The organism is Streptomyces sp. NPDC050504 (assembly GCF_044458065.1).
In the GTDB taxonomy this organism is placed as follows: Bacteria; Actinomycetota; Actinomycetes; order Streptomycetales; family Streptomycetaceae; genus Streptomyces.
In genome coordinates this window covers 92,899-109,845 of the sequence record NZ_JBITHO010000010.1, presented here as the reverse complement: position 1 = coordinate 109,845, position 16,947 = coordinate 92,899, and the positions used below count along the sequence as shown (strand labels likewise).

Genomic DNA, 16,947 nt, shown 5'->3' with positions numbered 1-16,947 from the left:
GGGGGGGTTCCGGGGCGGCCCCCCCCCCCCCGGGGCCCCGGGGGGGGGGGGGGCCCCCCCCAACCCCCCCCCCCCCCCCCCCGCCGGGGGCCGGGGGCCCGCCCCCGGGGGGGCCCCCCCCCGGGCCCGGGTGGAACGACGGAACCCCGGGGGAACCGTTACTTGAGCCTGGTCCCCGTGGAGCGCAGGTTCGCGCAGGCCGCGGTGACGCGCTGGGCCATGCCGGCCTCGGCGAGCTTGCCCCACGTACGCGGGTCGTAGGTCTTCTTCGAGCCGACCTCGCCGTCGACCTTCAGCACGCCGTCGTAGTTGCGGAACACGTGGTCCACGACCGGCCGCGTGAAGGCGTACTGCGTGTCCGTGTCGAGGTTCATCTTCACGACGCCGTTCTCCAGCGCCGTGGCGATCTCCTCCTCCGTGGAGCCGGAGCCGCCGTGGAAGACGAAGTCGAACGGCGAGGACTTGCCGTACTTCGCGCCCACGCCCTCCTGGAGGTCCTTCAGCAGCTCGGGGCGGAGCACGACGTTGCCCGGCTTGTACACGCCGTGGACGTTGCCGAAGGACGCGGCCAGCAGGTAGCGGCCCTTCTCGCCCAGACCCAGCGCCTCGGCGGTGCGCAGCGCGTCGTCGACGGTGGTGTACAGCTCGTCGTTGATCTCGTGGGTGACGCCGTCCTCCTCGCCGCCGGTCGGGGTGATCTCGACCTCAAGGATGATCTTCGCGGCGGCGGCCTGCGCCAGCAGCTCCTGGCCGATGGCCAGGTTGTCGGCGAGGGTCTCGGCGGAGCCGTCCCACATGTGGGACTGGAAGAGCGGGTTCTCACCGCGGGCCACGCGCTCGGCGGAGACCGCCAGGAGCGGGCGGACGTAGCCGTCCAGCTTGTCCTTGGGGCAGTGGTCCGTGTGGAGCGCGACGGTGATGTCGTACTTGGCGGCGACGATGTGCGCGAACTCGGCGAGGGCCACGGCGCCCGTCACCATGTCCTTGCTGTACTGGCCACCCAGGAACTCCGCACCACCGGTGGAGATCTGGATGATGCCGTCGCTCTCGGCCTCCGCGAAGCCGCGCAGGGCCGCGTGCAGGGTCTGCGACGAGGTCACGTTGATGGCCGGGTAGGCGAACTTGCCTGCCTTCGCCCGGTCGAGCATCTCGTTGTAGACCTCGGGGGTTGCGATGGGCATCTGTCCGCTCCTTGTGATGTGCGGGGTGTACGTGCTTGGCCCTGACCTTGGGGCGACATCATCGTCGGGCCCTATCTTTCCAGACTCTCGTACGGGCTCCACCCGACGGAGGCCCCGGTACGCCGCGAGGGGTGCGCTGTTTCACGTGAAACAGCGCACCCCTCGCCAAAACCGCAGGTCAGAGCCGGTCCGGGACCAAAGTCCCGATCAGCCGAGACCCAGCTCGTCGATGCCGAAAGCGAACAGGTACGGCACCCCGGCCGTCTCCGCGATCTTCTCGCCCGCGCCGGTCGCCCGGTCCACGATCGTCGCCACGGCGACGACCTCGGCGCCCGCCTCGCGGGCCGCCTCGACGGCGGTCAGCGGCGAGCCGCCGGTCGTGGAGGTGTCCTCGACGATCAGGACGCGGCGGCCCTTGATGTCCGGGCCCTCGACGCGGCGCTGCATGCCGTGCGCCTTGGCGGCCTTGCGGACCACGAACGCGTCCAGGGTTCGGCCGCGCGCGGCGGAGGCGTGCAGCATGGCGGTGGCGACCGGGTCGGCGCCCAGCGTCAGCCCGCCGACCGCGTCGAACTCCAGGTCGCCGACGACGTCGAGCATGACCTGGCCGACGAGCGGCGAAGCGGCCCCGTCCAGGGTGATCCGGCGGAGGTCGACGTAGTAGTCGGCCTCAAGACCCGAGGAGAGGGTCACCTTGCCGTGCACCACGGCCTTGTCCTTGATCTGCTGGAGCAGGTCAGCGCGTACGTCAGTCATGGCTACGAGCTTAAGGGCGCCGCGTCAGAGCCGTCGCCAGCTCCAGGTCGAGGCGATCTCCAGCGGCTCGATGGGCGTGACCAGGCGCGGAGCGGTGTTGAGCCCGTTCGGCGGCCCGGACTGCGGCTCGACGCAGACCGCCTCGGCCTGCTCGTCGTAGACCACGACCCACTCGGCGCGGCTGGTGACCTTCAGCTCCAGGCGCCCCGGCCAGGTGAGCGTGACGTCCACGCCGTCGGGCATGCCGAAGCAGTCGTCCCAGGGGCCGGGGAGGGGGGCGATGCGGCGGCCGGTGGGCAGGTGGTCGGCGCCGCGCTCCTCCTGCCAGGCGGCGGTGAAGTCGAGGCGCACCGGCTCGCCGCCGTCGCCCAGGTCGCGCAGGAACCACGGGTGCCAGCCCGCCTGCGCGGGGAACGACTCGTTGTACGTCTCGACGCCCATCGCCATCGTCACCGAGTCCTCGGTGAGCTCGAAGGTCTGGGTGACCAGCCCCTCGTACGGCCAGGGGGCGGCCAGCTCGTAGGTGAAGGCGGCCTCGCGCTCACCGGCCCCGACGGTCCGCCAGGCGGTCTCCCGGCCCGTGCCGTGGATGGCGTGCGGCGGGGAGTTCACCGGCAGCTGCTGCGGTACGCCGCCGTTGGTGAAGCGGCCCTCCCCGGTGCGCCCGCACCACGGCACCATCGGGAAGGAGCCGTACTTCTCCCCCTGGCGCAGCAGTTCGGTACCGCCCACGCGCAGACCGCTGACGCGGCAGCCGTTCACGGGGTCGACGGTCAGTTCGACGTCGCCCGCGGTGAGCCGGACGGTGGTGTTCTCTTCTCGACTGGTCACGGACCGAGGTTACTTGCGGAGGCTACCTGCGGCGCCGCAGCACCCTCCCGACCACCACGGCCGACGCCACCGCGAGGGCCGCCGCCGGGGCGATCCAGCGCAGCGTGGCGCTCGCCGTGACCGACTCGGGGGCGGGCACCGGGGCGTAGCGGCCGCGCGGCGGGGCGTGGTCGACCTCCTCGGCGCTGCGCCCGATCATGGTGCGCCTGGCGTGCGCGGCCTCCGCGGGCAGGGACTCGGAGACACCGGCCTCGGCGAAGCCGGGCTCGGAGAGCGAGGCGAACTCCGCGTCGGTGAGCGGGTCCAGCGAGGGCGGCGGTACGGGCACCTCGAAGACGGAGCCGGTCCCGTCGGGGCCGTCCAGCACGTCGTCGGCCTCGTCCGCGTCGTCGGCGGCGTCGGCGTCGTACTCGTCGCCGCCGCCCGTGCCGTCCGCCCCGTCGGCCTCGTCGGCCGCCGCGCCGTCCTCCGCCCGGAACTCCTCCTCGCCGCCGTAGCCCCCGCCGTCCCCGGCCGCCGCCTCCTCGGCCGCGGCCACCGGGTCGTCGGCGACCACCGGGTCGGCCGCCGCGCGGGCGTCGGCCCAGTGCGCCTCGGCGCCCTCCGCCTCCACGCCGAGCGCGCCCGCGAACTTGTCAAGCAGCCGGTGCGCGGCGGCCAGCGCCACCGCGTCGGCCAGCTCGGCGACCCGGCCGTCGCCGTGCGCCGTACCGGTGAAGGTGAGCGTCGCACCGCCCTCCGCGTCGGCCACGGCGAGGGTGAGCGCCAGCTTCACCGAGCCCGCGCCGCGCGCCTCGGTGCCCTCGCCCTCCACGGTGAACCCGCCGACGCCGCCCACCTCGTCGGCGCCGTCGACGCCGCTGACGGACTCGGCGATCCGCAGCGCGCCCCGGTAGGTGATGGTGTGGCCGTCGACGCGGACCTTCAGCCGCCCGGCGAGCGGCCCCGCGTCCGCGTCCGCGTCGCGTTGGAGCCCTGGCACGCAGCGGGCGACGCGGGCTGGATCTCCCAGCGTCTCGCGGACGGCGCGGGCGGAAACCGGAACGAACACCTCATGCTCCATGGGAACCGAGCCTACTTAAGCCCGGCCGAACCGTCAGGAGTTTCAACCGGTGTACCTGGGGTGCACCAGCGTCGAGGACGGCAGCCCCGGCATCCGCGTCCGTTCCGTCGACCGCCCCCAGGCGGCCAGCCCCGCTGCGTCGAAGGAGCGCAGCGGGGGCACGTCGGCCGCCAGGCCCAGGCCGGGGGCCGCCGTGCCCGGCGCGGCCAGGACGAAGCCCCAGTCGAGCGGCGCGACGGCCCGTCCGGTGGCCCGGTCGGGCCCGGCGGCGAACCCGGAGAGCCGCCCCGAGGCGCGGTACGGGCTGGTGGCGTACCCGGCGGAGCGCAGCGTCGACTCGACGGTCCAGTAGGTGCGGGGCCGGGTGGAGAGCGGCCCCGCGTGCACCACGAGCCGCCCGCCGGGGGCCAGGACCCGGGCCGTGAGCCCGTAGAACTCCTCGGAGTACAGCTTGGTGCTCGGGGTGATGCCGGGGTCGGGCAGGTCGGAGACGACCACGTCGTACGAGCCGCGGGGCCGCTCGCGCAGCCAGTTGAAGGCGTCCCCGATGACCGTCCGCAGCCGGGGGTCGCCGTAGACGTGGCCGTTGAGCGCGGCCAGGGCCCGGTCCGTGCGGGCCAGCTCGACCACGCCGCGGTCCAGCTCGACGACGGTCACGGACTCCACGTCGGCGTACCGCAGCACCTCGCGCGCCGCGAGCCCGTCCCCGCCGCCGAGGACGAGCACCCGCGCGTGGGGGCCGCGCATCGCCGGGTGCACCAGCGCCTCGTGGTAGCGGTACTCGTCGCGCCCGCTGACCCGCAGCCGCCCGTCGAGGAACATGTCGAGCGACCGCACCCCCCTGCCGCGCAGGACGACCTCCTGGACGTCGGTCTGGACGGCGACCCGCACGTCGTCGCCGTAGACCGCGCGGCGCGCGGCCCGCTCGAAGTCGTCGACGAGCACGCTCGCGGTGGCCAGCACGGTGAGGACCAGCACGTTCGCGCCGCACACCAGCCAGCGGGAGCGCTCGGTGAGGTCCCGGCGGAACAGCCACAGGACCATGGCGCCGCCCGCGATGGCGTTGACCGCGCCGGTCAGCAGGGCGCCGGTGAGCTGGCCGAGCCAGGGCAGCAGCAGGAAGGGGAAGGCGAGGCCGCCGACGAGGGCGCCGACGTAGTCCGCGGCGAAGAGGTCGGCGACGGTCCGCGCGGCCTCCCCGTCATCGTCATCGTCGTCATCGTCGTCGCCGTCATCGCCGTCGCTGCCGCCGCCCGCGTCGCCGTCCGTCCGGGACACCCGCTGGATGAGCGTCATCAGCAGCGGGATCTCGGCGCCGATGAGCACCCCGATGGCGAGCGAGAAGCCGACCAGCGCGTACCGCGACTCGCCCGCCCAGGCGAACGTCGCGTACAGCACGGACGCGGAGAGCCCGCCGATCAGCGCCAGCGCCGCCTCGATGAGCCCGAAGGCGACGGCGGCCCTGGAGCGCAGCCGCTTGGCCAGCAGCGAACCGACGCCCATCGCGAAGACCATCACGGACAGGACGACGGACGCCTGCGTGACGGAGTCCCCGATCAGGTACGAGGCGAGGGCGACGAGCTCCAGCTCGTACACCAGTCCACAGGCGGCGCAGAGGAACACCGCCGCGAGCACGAGGAGCCGGCCGCTCCTCGGTCGCACGGGGAGGCGCGCCTCGGCAGCCCGGTCGATCATGCAGCGAACGCTACGTTACGACTCGGTCGCCGCCTGTCACCCACAAGGGTGCAAGTGGTGTACGCACAGCGCCCGCCGGGAACACGGGGCCCGAACCGGCCCGCGCCCCGGGGCCCGTCGCCCTAGAGCGTCGCGGGCATGCGGACGCCGACCCGGGTCCTGGTGACCACGAGCTGCCCCTCCTGCGGGTACGCGTGCCAGGTGCGCCATCTGACCTGGCCGTCCACGCTCTGGGCGAGCATCGCGGTGAAGGCGTGCGGCGAGCCGGGGAACGTGCCCGCGAGGCCGTGCGGATGGTCGGAGACCAGCGCGAGGAGCTCCTGCGCGCGCCCGGCGAACGAGCCGGACGAGAGCGTCTCGACGCGCGCCGCGAACTCGTACTCCCAGTCGCCGACGCGCTTGGAGACGCCGAGCGGGAGCGGGGTGCTGCTGCCCGGCATGCAGGCCACGGTCTCCGAGCAGGTCCCGCGGTCCTCTTCGAGCAGTACCTGGTGGGAGGCGCCAAGGAGTCTCAACTGGAGTTTCGCCCCGTCCAGTTCGAGATCGAGGACGGCGAGCGCGGGCAGCGGCTCGCGCGCCAACGCCCAGGCCAGATCGGCGGCACGGGTGTCGGTGTAGGCGGTCTTCAGGGACGTGAGCATGGTGGGGCTCCGCAAACACGCTTGGACAGGCGGACCGGGGGCAGCACGGGGATCTACGGGAGGGGGTGACGGATGCCGTCAACTCGGTGTCCACAGGGCCCGAGGCTGGATGGTTCCAATGGTTCCAACTGCTCCCAACTGGTTCCAACAACAGCGAGGGAATCATGAAGTGCGCGCCGCTCACAGCGTTTTTACCCAACTTGGCGTGGTTTCCATCCCCTCGGGGGCCACACGGTTCAACTGTTCAACAGAATCCCGCCCGGGACATCCGGCTCAGAAGCGCGAACCGGGCGCGCCGACGGGATATACGGCCCGGTACGGACGAGCGCCCGGCGGGAGAACTCGCGTTCTCCCGCCGGGCGCTCGCGCCCCTGGCGGACCGGCGGACCGACTGCCCCGTGTCAGTCGCCTCCGCAGCCGCCCCCGCCGCAGGACGAGCCCCCGCCGCAGGAGGTGCCGACGCCCGTGCCGCCGCCGGCCCACCAGCTGTCGTGCGACGTCGGCCGCCTGTCCTTGCGCCCGCCCGCGCCCGGCAGCGTCTTCCCCCGCCGGGACGCCGTGACCACCCCGGCGATGACCGCCAGGATCGCGAAGGCCGGCAGCACCACCGTCACGAAGTGATCCATCGACACCACGTCCTTTCCCTGTCCCCCGTCGACCTCTCGGGTGTCTGTGTGAGGGGGATGCCCCCGCGGGCACGGCGCCCAATCCGATTTGAGCAAGTCCAGAGGTTGGCCCCCGGACCCGTCGGGCGCGTCAGTCGCCGCCCCCGCCCCCGCCGTCGTCGCCCCAGCCGCCGCTGCCCCGCCCGCCGCCGCCACCGCCCAAGGCCGAGCCGCCCGCGAGCGCGCTGAGCAGTACGACCAGCACGATCAGTCCCCCGGTCACCAACGATTCCATGATCGCCCCCGCTCTCCAAGTACTTGTCCGCGTACTTGTCCGCAGGATTCCCCGGCACCGACCCGCGGCAAAGCCCACTTGAGCGAGTCCAGAGGTTCGGCCCAGGATGGCCGTCATGACGCGCCCCCTGCTCAACCGCCGCCTCGCCGAGTTCGGAACGACGATCTTCGCCGAGATGTCCGCGCTCGCCGCCCGCACCGGGTCGATCAACCTCGGCCAGGGCTTCCCCGACACCGACGGCCCCGAAGAGGTCCGGGAGGCCGCCGTGCGGGCGCTGCGCGACGGGCGCGGCAACCAGTACCCGCCCGGCCCCGGCGTTCCCGAGCTGCGCCTGGCGATCACCGACCACCAGCGGGAGCGGTACGCCCTGGAGTACGACCCCGACACGGAGGTCCTGGTCACGGCCGGCGCCACGGAGGCCATCGCGGCGTCGCTGCTGGCGCTGGTCGAGCCGGGCGACGAGGTGATCTCCCTTGAGCCGTACTTCGACTCGTACGCGGCGTGCGTCGCGATGGCGGGCGGGCGACGGGTGCCGGTGCTGCTGCGGCCCCGGGACGGGGCGTACCACCTGGACCTGGACGAGCTGCGCGACGCGGTCACCGACCGGACGCGGCTGATCCTGCTGAACACCCCGCACAACCCGACGGGCACGGTCCTGACGCGCGCCGAGCTGGCCGCGATCGCGGAGCTGGCGGTGGAGCGGGACCTGCTGGTGGTCACCGACGAGGTGTACGAGCACCTGGTGTACGACGGCGTCGAGCACGTCCCGCTCGCCACGTTCCCCGGGATGCGGGAGCGCACGGTCACGATCTCGTCGGCCGGCAAGACGTTCTCGTACACGGGCTGGAAGGTCGGCTGGGTGACGGGGACGCCGGAGCTGGTGACGGCGGTGCGGTCCGCGAAGCAGTTCCTGACGTACGTGTCCGCAGGACCGTTCCAGTACGCGGTCGCGGAGGCGCTGCGGCTGCCCGCCGCGTACTTCGACGGGCTGCGCGCGGAGCTGCGGCGCAAGCGCGACCTGCTCGCCGGGGGGCTCGCGGAGGCCGGGTTCTCGGTGTACGCGCCCGCGGGGACGTACTTCGTCACGACGGACATCAGGCCGCTGGGCGAGACGGACGGCTTCGCCTTCTGCCGGGCGCTGCCGGAGCGGTGCGGGGTGGTGGCGATCCCGAACGCGGTGTTCTACGACCACCGGGAGGCGGGCGCGCCGTTCGTCCGGTTCGCGTTCTGCAAACGCGAATCCGTCCTGGCGGACGCGGTGACCCGCCTGAAGTCCCTGGCGGGGTAGGTCCGGGTACGCGGAAGCCCGGCCGGGCGGGTCCCTGGGGACCCCCGGCCGGGCTCCGGGCGGACTCAGGCGTCGGGCAGGTCCAGGGTCTCCTCGGAGTCCCTGACCGGCTTCTCCAGGGACGCCCCGGAGTTCTCGGAGTCCTCGGCCGGGGCGAGGCCCAGCTGTTCGAGGAGCCACTTGTCGAACTCGATCGACGCCCGCACCCAGCTGACCGTCGAGGAGACGAAGTGCTCCAGGCTGACGCCCGTACCGATGAGCATCTGCGCCTCGCCGATGAGGCGGACCGACGGCTCGACGCCGTCCTCGGCCTCTTCCTCGACGTGCGTGTGGGTGTAGACCTTCGGCCACAGCGTGCGGCGGTTCCAGTCGTCGATCAGGTCGAGCAGCTTCGCGCGCTCCTCGACCGGGTGCGGCCGGTCGTAGAACGTGCGCACGGAGAAGACCTGCTGCTCGTCCTCGCCGCGGAACATGAAGTACGTGCGGAATTCCTCCCACGGAGCGGCGAGGTCACCCTCGTCGTCGATGACGTACTTGAGCTCCATCTGCTCCAGCAGCTGCTTGACCAGGTCCTGGTCGGGTACGACGGGACCGGCCGGTGCGGTCTGCGGTTCGGGCTGGCCCCCGAAGTTCGGAATCGAGGACGGGTCGATGCTCACCGTGTATTTCCCTTCGTACAGTTTCCGACATCCTCTCCCATCCCGGGGAGTGCCTGGCAACCCCCCGAGGCGGGTGTGGCGAACTACTTCGCCGAGCTGTCCTGCGCGGGTCCCACGATCAGGCCGTCCTCGAACCTGTCGACGCGGACCGTGTCGCCGTCCCTGACCTCGCCCGCCAGGATCTCCTTGGCGAGCCGGTCGCCGATCGAGGTCTGGATGAGGCGGCGCAGCGGCCGGGCGCCGTACGCCGGGTCGTTGCCCTCGTCGGCCAGCCACTCCAGCGCGGCGGGCGTGACGTCCAGCGCCAGGCGCCGCTCCGCGAGGCGCGCGGCGAGGCGGCCGATCTGGAGCTCTGCGATGTGCGACAGCTCGTCCCTGGAGAGCGCCGAGAAGACCACGAGGTCGTCGAGGCGGTTCAGGAACTCCGGCTTGAAGGAGGCCCTGACCACGTCGAGGACCCGCTGCCGCTTGTCGTCGTCGCCGAGCGCGGGGTCGACCAGGTACTGGCTGCCGAGGTTGGACGTGAGGATCAGGATGGTGTTGCGGAAGTCGACCGTGCGGCCCTGGCCGTCGGTGAGCCGCCCGTCGTCGAGCACCTGGAGCAGGATGTCGAAGACCTCCGGGTGCGCCTTCTCCACCTCGTCGAGCAGCACCACGCTGTACGGGCGCCTGCGCACCGCCTCGGTGAGCTGGCCGCCCTCCTCGTAGCCGACGTAGCCGGGGGGCGCGCCGACGAGCCGGGCGACGCTGTGCTTCTCGCTGTACTCGCTCATGTCGATGCGGACCATGGCCCGCTCGTCGTCGAAGAGGAAGTCCGCGAGGGCCTTGGCCAGCTCGGTCTTGCCGACGCCGGTCGGGCCGAGGAAGAGGAACGAGCCGGTGGGGCGGTCGGGGTCGGCGATGCCGGCGCGGGTGCGGCGCACGGCGTCGGAGACGGCGCGCACGGCCTCGCCCTGGCCGATGAGCCGCCTGCCCAGCTCGTCCTCCATGCGCAGCAGCTTCTGGGTCTCGCCCTCCATGAGGCGCCCGGCGGGGATGCCGGTCCAGGAGCCGACGACGTCGGCGATGTCGTCGGGGCCGACCTCCTCCTTGACCATGGTGTCGCTGCGGACCTCGCGCTCGGCGGCCGCGGCGGCCTCCAGCTCCTCCTTGAGCGCCGGGATCTCCCCGTAGAGGATCTTGGAGGCGGTGTCGAAGTCGCCGTCGCGCTCGGCGCGCTCGGCCTGGCCGGTCAGTTCGTCGAGCTTCTCCTTGAGGGCGCCGACGCGGTTGAGGCCCTCCTTCTCCTTCTCCCAGCGCGCGGTGAGCCCGCGCAGCTCCTCCTCGCGGTCGGCGAGGTCGCGGCGGAGCTTGTCCAGGCGCTGCTTGGAGGCGGCGTCGGACTCGTTCTTGAGGGCCAGCTCCTCCATGCGCAGCCGGTCGACGGAGCGCTGGAGCTCGTCGATCTCGACGGGCGAGGAGTCGATCTCCATGCGGAGCCTGGAGGCCGCCTCGTCGACGAGGTCGATGGCCTTGTCGGGGAGGAAGCGGGAGGTGATGTAGCGGTCGGAGAGGGTGGCGGCGGCGACCAGCGCGGAGTCGGCGATCTGGACCTTGTGGTGGGCCTCGTAGCGGCCCTTGAGGCCGCGCAGGATGGCGATGGTGTCGGGGACGGTCGGCTCGGCGACCAGGACCTGCTGGAAGCGGCGCTCCAGGGCGGGGTCCTTCTCGATGCGCTCGCGGTACTCGTCGAGCGTGGTCGCGCCGACCATGCGCAGCTCGCCGCGGGCCAGCATCGGCTTGAGCATGTTGCCCGCGTCCATGGCGGAGTCGCCGCCGGCGCCCGCGCCGACGACGGTGTGCAGCTCGTCGATGAAGGTGATGATCTGGCCGTCGCTGTCCTTGATCTCGGCCAGGACGGTCTTCAGCCGCTCCTCGAACTCGCCGCGGTACTTGGCGCCCGCGACCATCGCGCCGAGGTCGAGGGAGACCAGGCGCTTGTTGCGCAGCGACTCGGGGACGTCGCCCTTGACGATGCGCTGGGCCAGGCCCTCGACGACGGCGGTCTTGCCGACGCCGGGCTCGCCGATGAGCACCGGGTTGTTCTTGGTCCTGCGGGAGAGCACCTGCACGACGCGGCGGATCTCCTGGTCGCGGCCGATGACGGGGTCGAGCTTCCCCTCCCTGGCCGCTGCGGTGAAGTCCGTGCCGAACTTCTCCAGCGCCTTGTACTGACCCTCCGGGTCGGGTGTGGTCACCCGTCGTCCTCCTCGTGCGGTTTCGAATGCGTCCAGCAGCTTCCTGGCGGTGGCCCCCTGGCCCGCCAGCACCTCGCCGGCCCGGCCGCCCTCGGCCGCGATGCCGATCAGCAGGTGTTCGGTGGAGAGGTAGTCGTCGCCCAGCTCCTTGGCGCGCCGCGCGGCGTCGGAGACGACGGCGAGCAGTTCGCGGTCGGGCTGCGGGGGCGCGACGGTCGAGCCGGTCACCCGGGGCAGCGCGGCCACCAGCCGCTCCGCCCCCGCGCGCACGGCCGCCTGGTCGGCGCCGACGGCGGCCAGCAGGTCCGTGATGTTGGCGTTGTCCTCGCCCGCGAGCAGGGCGAGGAGCAGGTGCGCGGGGGTGAGGTCCGGGTGACCGCCGGACACGGCCCGGGTGGTGGCCGCGTTGAGTGCGTCCCGGCTCTTGTTGGTCAGCTCGGCGTCCATGTGCGCATCTTCTCCTCACTGTCGCGGGGGCGCCCGGGTCCGGACACCGCTGCTTCTCCTGGCTCTGTCTCTACTGGTTCTCTGTCTCTACTGACTCTTTCAGCATCGACAAAGTTGAGTCTATTCCACTCAACCTGAATTCGGCACCCGCCCCGCCCGTGCGCCGCGCCCCCGCCCTACGCTTCGCCCCATGGCTCACGACCCCAGGCACCCCGCCCCCGAGTACCTCGCCTTCTGGCGCGAGAAGCACTACGCGACGCTGACGACGCCGCGCCGCGACGGCACCCCGCACGTGGTGCCGGTCTGCGTGACGTACGACCCCGAGGCGGGCGTGGCGCGCGTGATCGCGAGCAAGTCGAGCACGAAGGTCCGCAACGTCCTGGCGGCCGAGGGCACGCAGCGGGGCGCGCGCGTCGCGCTCTGCCAGGTGGCGGGCGCCCGCTGGGCGACGCTGGAGGGGCGGGCCGTGGTGCGCACCGGGCGCGCGGAGATCGCGGAGGCGGAGCGGCGGCACACGGAGCGGTACGAGCGGACCCCGCGGCCGAATCCGGACCGGGTGCTCATCGAGGTCACCCTGGACAGGGCGCTCGGAAAGGTGTGAGGCGCGGGGCGACGGGCCCCGCGGCTACTAACGGCTGCGGCTACGGCCGTGACTCCGGCTGCGGCTGTGACTCCGGCTGCGACGCAGAAGGGTCCGGCGGGGCGGCCGGGCGTCGCCATTGCAACGCCCGGCCGTCCCGCCGGACCCCCGGCGGCACGGCGTCCGCCGGAAAAGAGCACAGCGGCGCCATCGCGTTCAGGTCACGATGACGCCGCTGTGTGGGGGAGCGCCTGAGCGATTTACAACGACGGGGGAATCGCTCAGGCACTGCGGGGGGTGGCGGTTGTGGTCTCTGCCTCGATCAGCTGGTGGTCGCGCTGGTCGAGGTTGACGAAGATCATTCCGTATCTGATGGCGCACCTGACGGGCTGCGGCGCGCCGCGCGGCTTGCGCAGGCACCGGTAGGCGCGGACGTCCTCGTCCTCTTCGCGGACGATCACGACGGGCTCGCCGAACAGGGTGATCATCAGGGAGTCGCCGCGGTGCGGGACCGCCGTGATCAGGTCGACGAAGTGCCACCCCGATCGGTACGCCATGGCCATCTCGCGTCGGAAAACCCGGTCGTCGGGCGGGACGGTCATACGTCTGCGTCCTTGGCCACGAGTCCCCATCCGGGCTCTGGCGGCGCAGCCACAGTCGCGTCCGCCGGAGTGCTGCCCCAGCCCGGCTCCTCGCCGGTGCCGAGCACCCCCAAAGCAAGCACAGCGGCTACAGCGCAAATTGCGCGAAGCATCCTGGCCATGACCGTTCTCCACCTCTTCTACTCATTACCTCCTCCCCCGCGCAAAAGACGATGGCTCACTCCGAACGCTTGCACCAGCCAAGACAGGCATCATGTTCCTGTAATTCAGGAGCCTGAGGGGGGTGCATATGCAGCCGAACAGGGGCGAATCGGGGCATCCGCACAGTCGAGACAAGCTGTGCCGCGCCGGAAAAGACCTCTACACGCATGCCCTGCGTGTGGGCCGCGTGGCCAGATCGCAAGTGGAGACCGCGGTCTGCCTCATAGATTTCGGGTTGCTGCGCCCCGACCCGGACGACAGCGACTGGATGCGTCCGGTACCGCCGTCGATAGCACTCAACCATCTGATGCGCCCCATCGAGCAGGAGATCCAGGAGCGGCGCAGACAGACGATCAACCTGATCGACGCCTTCGAACCGTTCATGGGCATCACGGCCCAGGCGCCGCCCTCCACGAACTCCGTCAGCGTCCTGGAGGGGCTCGACGCCATCAACTCGGCGCTGGACCAGGCCACTTCGGTGTGCCAGAAGGAACTGCTGACCGTCCAGCCCGGCAGCGTGCGCTCGCTCAGCTCCATGCAGGAGGCGCTGCGCCGGGTGACTCCCCTGCTCGACCAGGGGATCCAGATGCGGACGCTCTACCAGCACACCGCGCGCCACCACCCCGCCACGATCGCCTACGTCGAGCACGTGGGGTCGAGCGTCGAGGTCCGCACCATCGAGGAGATCATCGACCGGCTCATCATCGTCGACCGCAAGGTGGCGTTCATCCCCGCCCGCAGCGACCGCAGGGCGGCGCTGGAGCTGCGCCAGCCGGGACTGGTGGAGTACCTGGTGGGGGTCTTCGAGCAGTTCTGGCTGCACGCCGTCCCGTGGGAGGAGCAGATCTCGTACGCCCCCGAACTCGACGGCATCAACAGCATCCAGCGCTCCATCGCGGCGCTGCTGGTCGAGGGGCACGTGGACGACTCGATCGCGCGCCGCCTCGGGATGAACGTCCGCACCTGCCGGGGCCACATCGCCAAGCTCTCCGCCGCGCTCGGCAGCGGCAGCCGGGCGCAGCTGGGCTACCTGATTGCCCAGTCCGGCATCCTCGAACAAGATCATCGGCATGACGACGCACCACACTGACCAGCACTTCGGCGACCTGACCGTCGCCCTGGACGGCGGGGCCGGCGCCCTGGAGGTCTCCGGCCCCGCCCTCCCCACCGTCCGCCTGGTGCGCGCACCGGGCGGCGGTGACCCCGATCCGCACGTCCCCGTGGGCACCCGCGACGCGTCCCGCCTCACGCTCACGGTGGACGGCGAGCGGGCCCGCCTGACCGCCGCGAAGGGCCGCCTGACGCGCCGCTCGTACCGCGTGACGGTGGCGCACGGCGGCACGAAGTACCGCCTGACGCCGAGCGGTTGGGCGGAGAGCACCTTGACCGGGGGCCGCCGGAAGCTGGCGAGCTGCATGTACTCGGGCGAGGGCCCCACGACGGTGGAGTGGCTCACGGACACGCCCCCGACCCCCGAGGAAGCGGCCCTCGCCTACGCCCTGGCCACGGCCTTCGGCACGGGCGCCCAGCCGATGTGGGCGACGGTCACGGACTTCGTGGGCGAGCTGATCCCCTAGGCCCTGCCGTCACACGACGGGCCCGAGCCCGCGCCGCCCCGGAGCCCCGCGCCGCTCACTCCTCCCCCCGCCCCTTCCGCGACCGCCCCCGGAGCCTGTGCGGCATCAGCTCCCGCACCCCCGCGTCCCCCGCACCGACGACCGGGAGGGGGAGGGCGGGCGGCCCGTCGGAAGGCTGCTCGGGGAAGCACAGCACCCGCCCGGCGCGGGGCTGCGGCCCCTCGGTGTCGGGGTGCTCACCGACACCGACCGACTCGCCCTCGACCGCGCGGGCGTGCTCCTCCCAGCCCGTGCTGTACCAGTCGAGCTGGAGACGCTGGAATTCTTCGTCCGTCAGGATGCGCACGCCCTCTACACCGGCGAGACGCACCTTCTCGGCGAGCTCACCGAGAAGATCACTCATGATCAGCGCGTGCTGCCGCTGCTCGCCCGGCTCCTTCTCCGCAGGCTGCCCGGCCGCCGCCCGCCGCACCCCGGCCTTCGGCGGACCGGAGCCCACCCCCTCGTTCTCCACCTCGCCCCCTCCGTCTCCCCCGTCAGGGCGGTCAATGCCCCCCAGTCTGCCTGCCGGCCTCCCCCGCCCCATCCGCCAAGAACTGCCTCGCCACCTTCACGAACAACTCCCGCAATTCCAACGGCACCCCCATCCGGCGCGCGGCTTCATCGGGGCTGAGCCGACTGTGCGGACAGGACTCCGGATCCTGTTCGTCCAGCCCCCCCGCCCCGATCGGCAGGTCCTCCTCCGACAGCTTCCCGGACCGTATGAGCATGTCGCGCAGCGGAACGCCCAACACCACGGCAATCCGCCGCATCGTGTCCAGATCCGGCATGCTCTGCCGCTGGAGCAGGCGGCTGACCGCCGCACGGTGCACCCCGGCATCGTCGGCCAGCCGCGATTTGCCCCCGCCGCGCGGGCTGTCGATGTCATACCCCCGTCGCCGCATCAGCGCTTCGATCCAACCCGCGAAGTCCTCCAGCCCACCAGTACGACCTCCGGAGCCCCTTCCGCGAGCCCCCGGTTCGTCACGTTCGTCATGGGCGCGGGCCCATGAACTCGAAGACGCCACCATCCTGTTGCTCTCCCATCGTCGCGGGAGAAGCGTACCGATCGCGCGCGCATCATAGGGTGTGCGCGCTCGCGCGCAGTTGTGGAGATTCGGCCAACACTCCGCGATCTCACGCCATTTGAACCCCCTCCACCCCAGGAGCACCACCGGGTAGTCGCTTGCGCACGCGCTCGCACCATGCAACTCTGATCACGCGTTCGCAACTGTCGAACACATATTCCCATCCGCGGGGAGGCGTTGCACGTGCCCGCACCGAAAGCATCGTTATCCACCTCTCTGACCTCGAACAACATCCCGATCGGCGCCGAGCTCGACTGGCGCAGGCAGGCCGCCTGCGCGCAGCTTCCGCCACACTCCGTGTTCACTAAGATCCGATCCGAAGCCGAACCGGTATTGCGCGCCTGCAATCAGTGCCCCGTCAGGAGGCAGTGCGAGGCCGTCGTCGACCCCACGCACACCTGGTTCGACGGCGTGAGCGGGGGACGGCTCTGGCGCAACGGACGGGCGGTGACGTCATGACCGACGACGGCAGGACCTGGATCGCCGCACTGATCCGGCACTTCCCCGAGCTGATCGAGGAACTGGCCCCGAGCCGCTCCCGCACCCTTCGCGACCTCCCCGGACGAGCCCCCGCGGGCCCGGCGGCCCCGATCCGGCTGTACGTCTCGGACACGATCCGCGACGTCACCGACGGCGTGGTGGAGCTGGAGGAAGCCGTACGGGAACGGCTGGGCCTGCGGGAAGTGGCGACCGCCCCCGTCCCCGTACGCCTGCGCAGGATCGCGGGCGTCCTCGACCACATCGCTGCCCACCCCGACCTCTTGGCGCACGTCACGGACGAGACGCGGCGCATGGCGCGCCGCTGCGCGCGTGCCCTCGGGGACCCCGAGCAGTTGGTACGGGTCGCGGGGCGCTGCCCGCTCTGCGACTCGGTATCGCTGCGGGCGTTCCCCGAGCGGGCGACGGTGATGTGCGTGAACCCGCCCTGCCGACACGTCCTGAAGGCACCGGAAGAAGCGGACGCCTCGTGAACCCGGCGCTGATCACGGGCGAAGCGGCGGCTGGGGAGGCCGCGGTCTCCCCGGCGACGATCCGCAAGTGGGTACAGCTGGGCCACCTGCGGGTGGCGGGCAGACAAGGACGGCGTTCGCTCTACCGCCTGGAGGACGTGTTCGCGGCGGAACGGTCGGCGCGGGGCAGGGGCGCAACAGGCTGAGCAGTG

General features: G+C 72.0%; 20 protein-coding genes. 7 read left to right on the top strand and 13 right to left on the bottom strand.

All coding sequences use genetic code 11. From position 1 onward, the window contains the following. Positions 1 to 158: 158 nt before the first annotated feature. The 8 genes from fbaA to ACIBNE_RS32440 form a co-directional block, all read right to left on the bottom strand. Positions 159 to 1,181, bottom strand: a complete 1,023-nt coding sequence (gene fbaA, locus ACIBNE_RS32475; protein ID WP_399277969.1) for a class II fructose-bisphosphate aldolase — start codon at positions 1,179 to 1,181, stop codon at positions 159 to 161. 207 nt (positions 1,182 to 1,388) lie between these two features. Beyond that, positions 1,389 to 1,937 (bottom strand): orotate phosphoribosyltransferase, encoded by a 549-nt coding sequence (gene pyrE, locus ACIBNE_RS32470; RefSeq protein ID WP_399277968.1) that lies wholly within the window; start codon positions 1,935 to 1,937, stop codon positions 1,389 to 1,391. A gap of 24 nt (positions 1,938 to 1,961) precedes the next feature. Continuing rightward, positions 1,962 to 2,768 (bottom strand): aldose 1-epimerase, encoded by an 807-nt coding sequence (locus ACIBNE_RS32465; protein ID WP_399277966.1) that lies wholly within the window; start codon positions 2,766 to 2,768, stop codon positions 1,962 to 1,964. 22 nt (positions 2,769 to 2,790) lie between these two features. Next, positions 2,791 to 3,831: a carbon monoxide dehydrogenase gene (locus ACIBNE_RS32460; RefSeq protein WP_399277965.1), complete on the bottom strand. Its 1,041-nt coding sequence runs from the start codon at positions 3,829 to 3,831 to the stop codon at positions 2,791 to 2,793. A 42-nt stretch (positions 3,832 to 3,873) separates the two neighbouring features. Beyond that, complete coding sequence (locus ACIBNE_RS32455) at positions 3,874 to 5,526, bottom strand: polyamine aminopropyltransferase (protein ID WP_399277963.1); 1,653 nt, start codon at positions 5,524 to 5,526, stop codon at positions 3,874 to 3,876. A 122-nt stretch (positions 5,527 to 5,648) separates the two neighbouring features. Beyond that, positions 5,649 to 6,167 carry a DUF2617 family protein gene (locus ACIBNE_RS32450; protein ID WP_399277961.1) on the bottom strand — a complete coding sequence of 173 codons (519 nt, stop codon included), beginning with the start codon at positions 6,165 to 6,167 and terminating at the stop codon, positions 5,649 to 5,651. 401 nt (positions 6,168 to 6,568) lie between these two features. Beyond that, positions 6,569 to 6,793: a hypothetical protein gene (locus ACIBNE_RS32445; RefSeq protein WP_399277959.1), complete on the bottom strand. Its 225-nt coding sequence runs from the start codon at positions 6,791 to 6,793 to the stop codon at positions 6,569 to 6,571. 130 nt (positions 6,794 to 6,923) lie between these two features. Then, positions 6,924 to 7,067, bottom strand: coding sequence for a hypothetical protein (locus ACIBNE_RS32440; protein ID WP_399277957.1), 144 nt, complete (start codon positions 7,065 to 7,067; stop codon positions 6,924 to 6,926). 106 nt (positions 7,068 to 7,173) lie between these two features. Between ACIBNE_RS32440 and ACIBNE_RS32435 the strand changes: the two genes are divergently transcribed. After that, positions 7,174 to 8,355: a pyridoxal phosphate-dependent aminotransferase gene (locus ACIBNE_RS32435; protein WP_399277955.1), complete on the top strand. Its 1,182-nt coding sequence runs from the start codon at positions 7,174 to 7,176 to the stop codon at positions 8,353 to 8,355. A 65-nt stretch (positions 8,356 to 8,420) separates the two neighbouring features. Here the strand turns inward: ACIBNE_RS32435 and ACIBNE_RS32430 are convergent, their stop codons facing one another. Together ACIBNE_RS32430 and clpB are read right to left on the bottom strand one after the other, a co-directional pair. Beyond that, positions 8,421 to 9,014, bottom strand: coding sequence for a YbjN domain-containing protein (locus ACIBNE_RS32430; RefSeq protein WP_399277953.1), 594 nt, complete (start codon positions 9,012 to 9,014; stop codon positions 8,421 to 8,423). A gap of 83 nt (positions 9,015 to 9,097) precedes the next feature. Then, positions 9,098 to 11,698 carry an ATP-dependent chaperone ClpB gene (gene clpB, locus ACIBNE_RS32425; RefSeq protein ID WP_399277951.1) on the bottom strand — a complete coding sequence of 867 codons (2,601 nt, stop codon included), beginning with the start codon at positions 11,696 to 11,698 and terminating at the stop codon, positions 9,098 to 9,100. Positions 11,699 to 11,888: 190 nt separating this feature from the next. On the opposite strand from clpB, the gene ACIBNE_RS32420 reads away from it, so the two are divergent. Beyond that, positions 11,889 to 12,299, top strand: coding sequence for a pyridoxamine 5'-phosphate oxidase family protein (locus ACIBNE_RS32420; protein WP_399277950.1), 411 nt, complete (start codon positions 11,889 to 11,891; stop codon positions 12,297 to 12,299). Positions 12,300 to 12,559: 260 nt separating this feature from the next. On the opposite strand, the gene ACIBNE_RS32415 is transcribed toward ACIBNE_RS32420, so the two are convergent. Further along, positions 12,560 to 12,880 carry a (2Fe-2S)-binding protein gene (locus ACIBNE_RS32415; protein ID WP_399277948.1) on the bottom strand — a complete coding sequence of 107 codons (321 nt, stop codon included), beginning with the start codon at positions 12,878 to 12,880 and terminating at the stop codon, positions 12,560 to 12,562. A 289-nt stretch (positions 12,881 to 13,169) separates the two neighbouring features. Here ACIBNE_RS32415 and ACIBNE_RS32410 point away from each other — a divergent pair, with 289 nt between their 5' ends. Both ACIBNE_RS32410 and ACIBNE_RS32405 read left to right on the top strand, forming a co-directional pair. After that, positions 13,170 to 14,171 (top strand): helix-turn-helix transcriptional regulator, encoded by a 1,002-nt coding sequence (locus ACIBNE_RS32410; RefSeq protein ID WP_399277946.1) that lies wholly within the window; start codon positions 13,170 to 13,172, stop codon positions 14,169 to 14,171. After that, positions 14,152 to 14,658, top strand: a complete 507-nt coding sequence (locus ACIBNE_RS32405) for a hypothetical protein (protein ID WP_399277944.1) — start codon at positions 14,152 to 14,154, stop codon at positions 14,656 to 14,658. The genes ACIBNE_RS32410 and ACIBNE_RS32405 overlap by 20 nt, the downstream gene beginning before the upstream one ends. 55 nt (positions 14,659 to 14,713) lie before the next feature. Here the strand turns inward: ACIBNE_RS32405 and ACIBNE_RS32400 are convergent, their stop codons facing one another. Together ACIBNE_RS32400 and ACIBNE_RS32395 are read right to left on the bottom strand one after the other, a co-directional pair. Further along, on the bottom strand, positions 14,714 to 15,172 hold the full coding sequence (locus ACIBNE_RS32400) for a hypothetical protein (protein ID WP_399277943.1): 459 nt from the start codon (positions 15,170 to 15,172) through the stop codon (positions 14,714 to 14,716). Positions 15,173 to 15,203: 31 nt separating this feature from the next. Then, entirely contained in the window at positions 15,204 to 15,602 is a 399-nt protein-coding gene (locus ACIBNE_RS32395; protein WP_399278360.1) for a helix-turn-helix transcriptional regulator, read from the bottom strand. A 366-nt stretch (positions 15,603 to 15,968) separates the two neighbouring features. On the opposite strand from ACIBNE_RS32395, the gene ACIBNE_RS32390 reads away from it, so the two are divergent. Genes ACIBNE_RS32390 through ACIBNE_RS32380 form a run of 3 tightly spaced genes read left to right on the top strand, consistent with a single transcriptional unit; the run spans position 15,969 to position 16,941 of the window. Then, positions 15,969 to 16,244, top strand: a complete 276-nt coding sequence (locus ACIBNE_RS32390) for a WhiB family transcriptional regulator (protein ID WP_399277941.1) — start codon at positions 15,969 to 15,971, stop codon at positions 16,242 to 16,244. Beyond that, the gene (locus tag ACIBNE_RS32385; protein WP_399277939.1) at positions 16,241 to 16,756 is read left to right on the top strand and encodes a hypothetical protein; all 516 of its coding nucleotides are present in this window, start codon (positions 16,241 to 16,243) and stop codon (positions 16,754 to 16,756) included. Before ACIBNE_RS32390 ends, ACIBNE_RS32385 begins: the two co-directional genes overlap by 4 nt. Beyond that, positions 16,753 to 16,941, top strand: coding sequence for a hypothetical protein (locus ACIBNE_RS32380; RefSeq protein ID WP_399277937.1), 189 nt, complete (start codon positions 16,753 to 16,755; stop codon positions 16,939 to 16,941). The genes ACIBNE_RS32385 and ACIBNE_RS32380 overlap by 4 nt, the downstream gene beginning before the upstream one ends. Positions 16,942 to 16,947 lie beyond the last annotated feature (6 nt).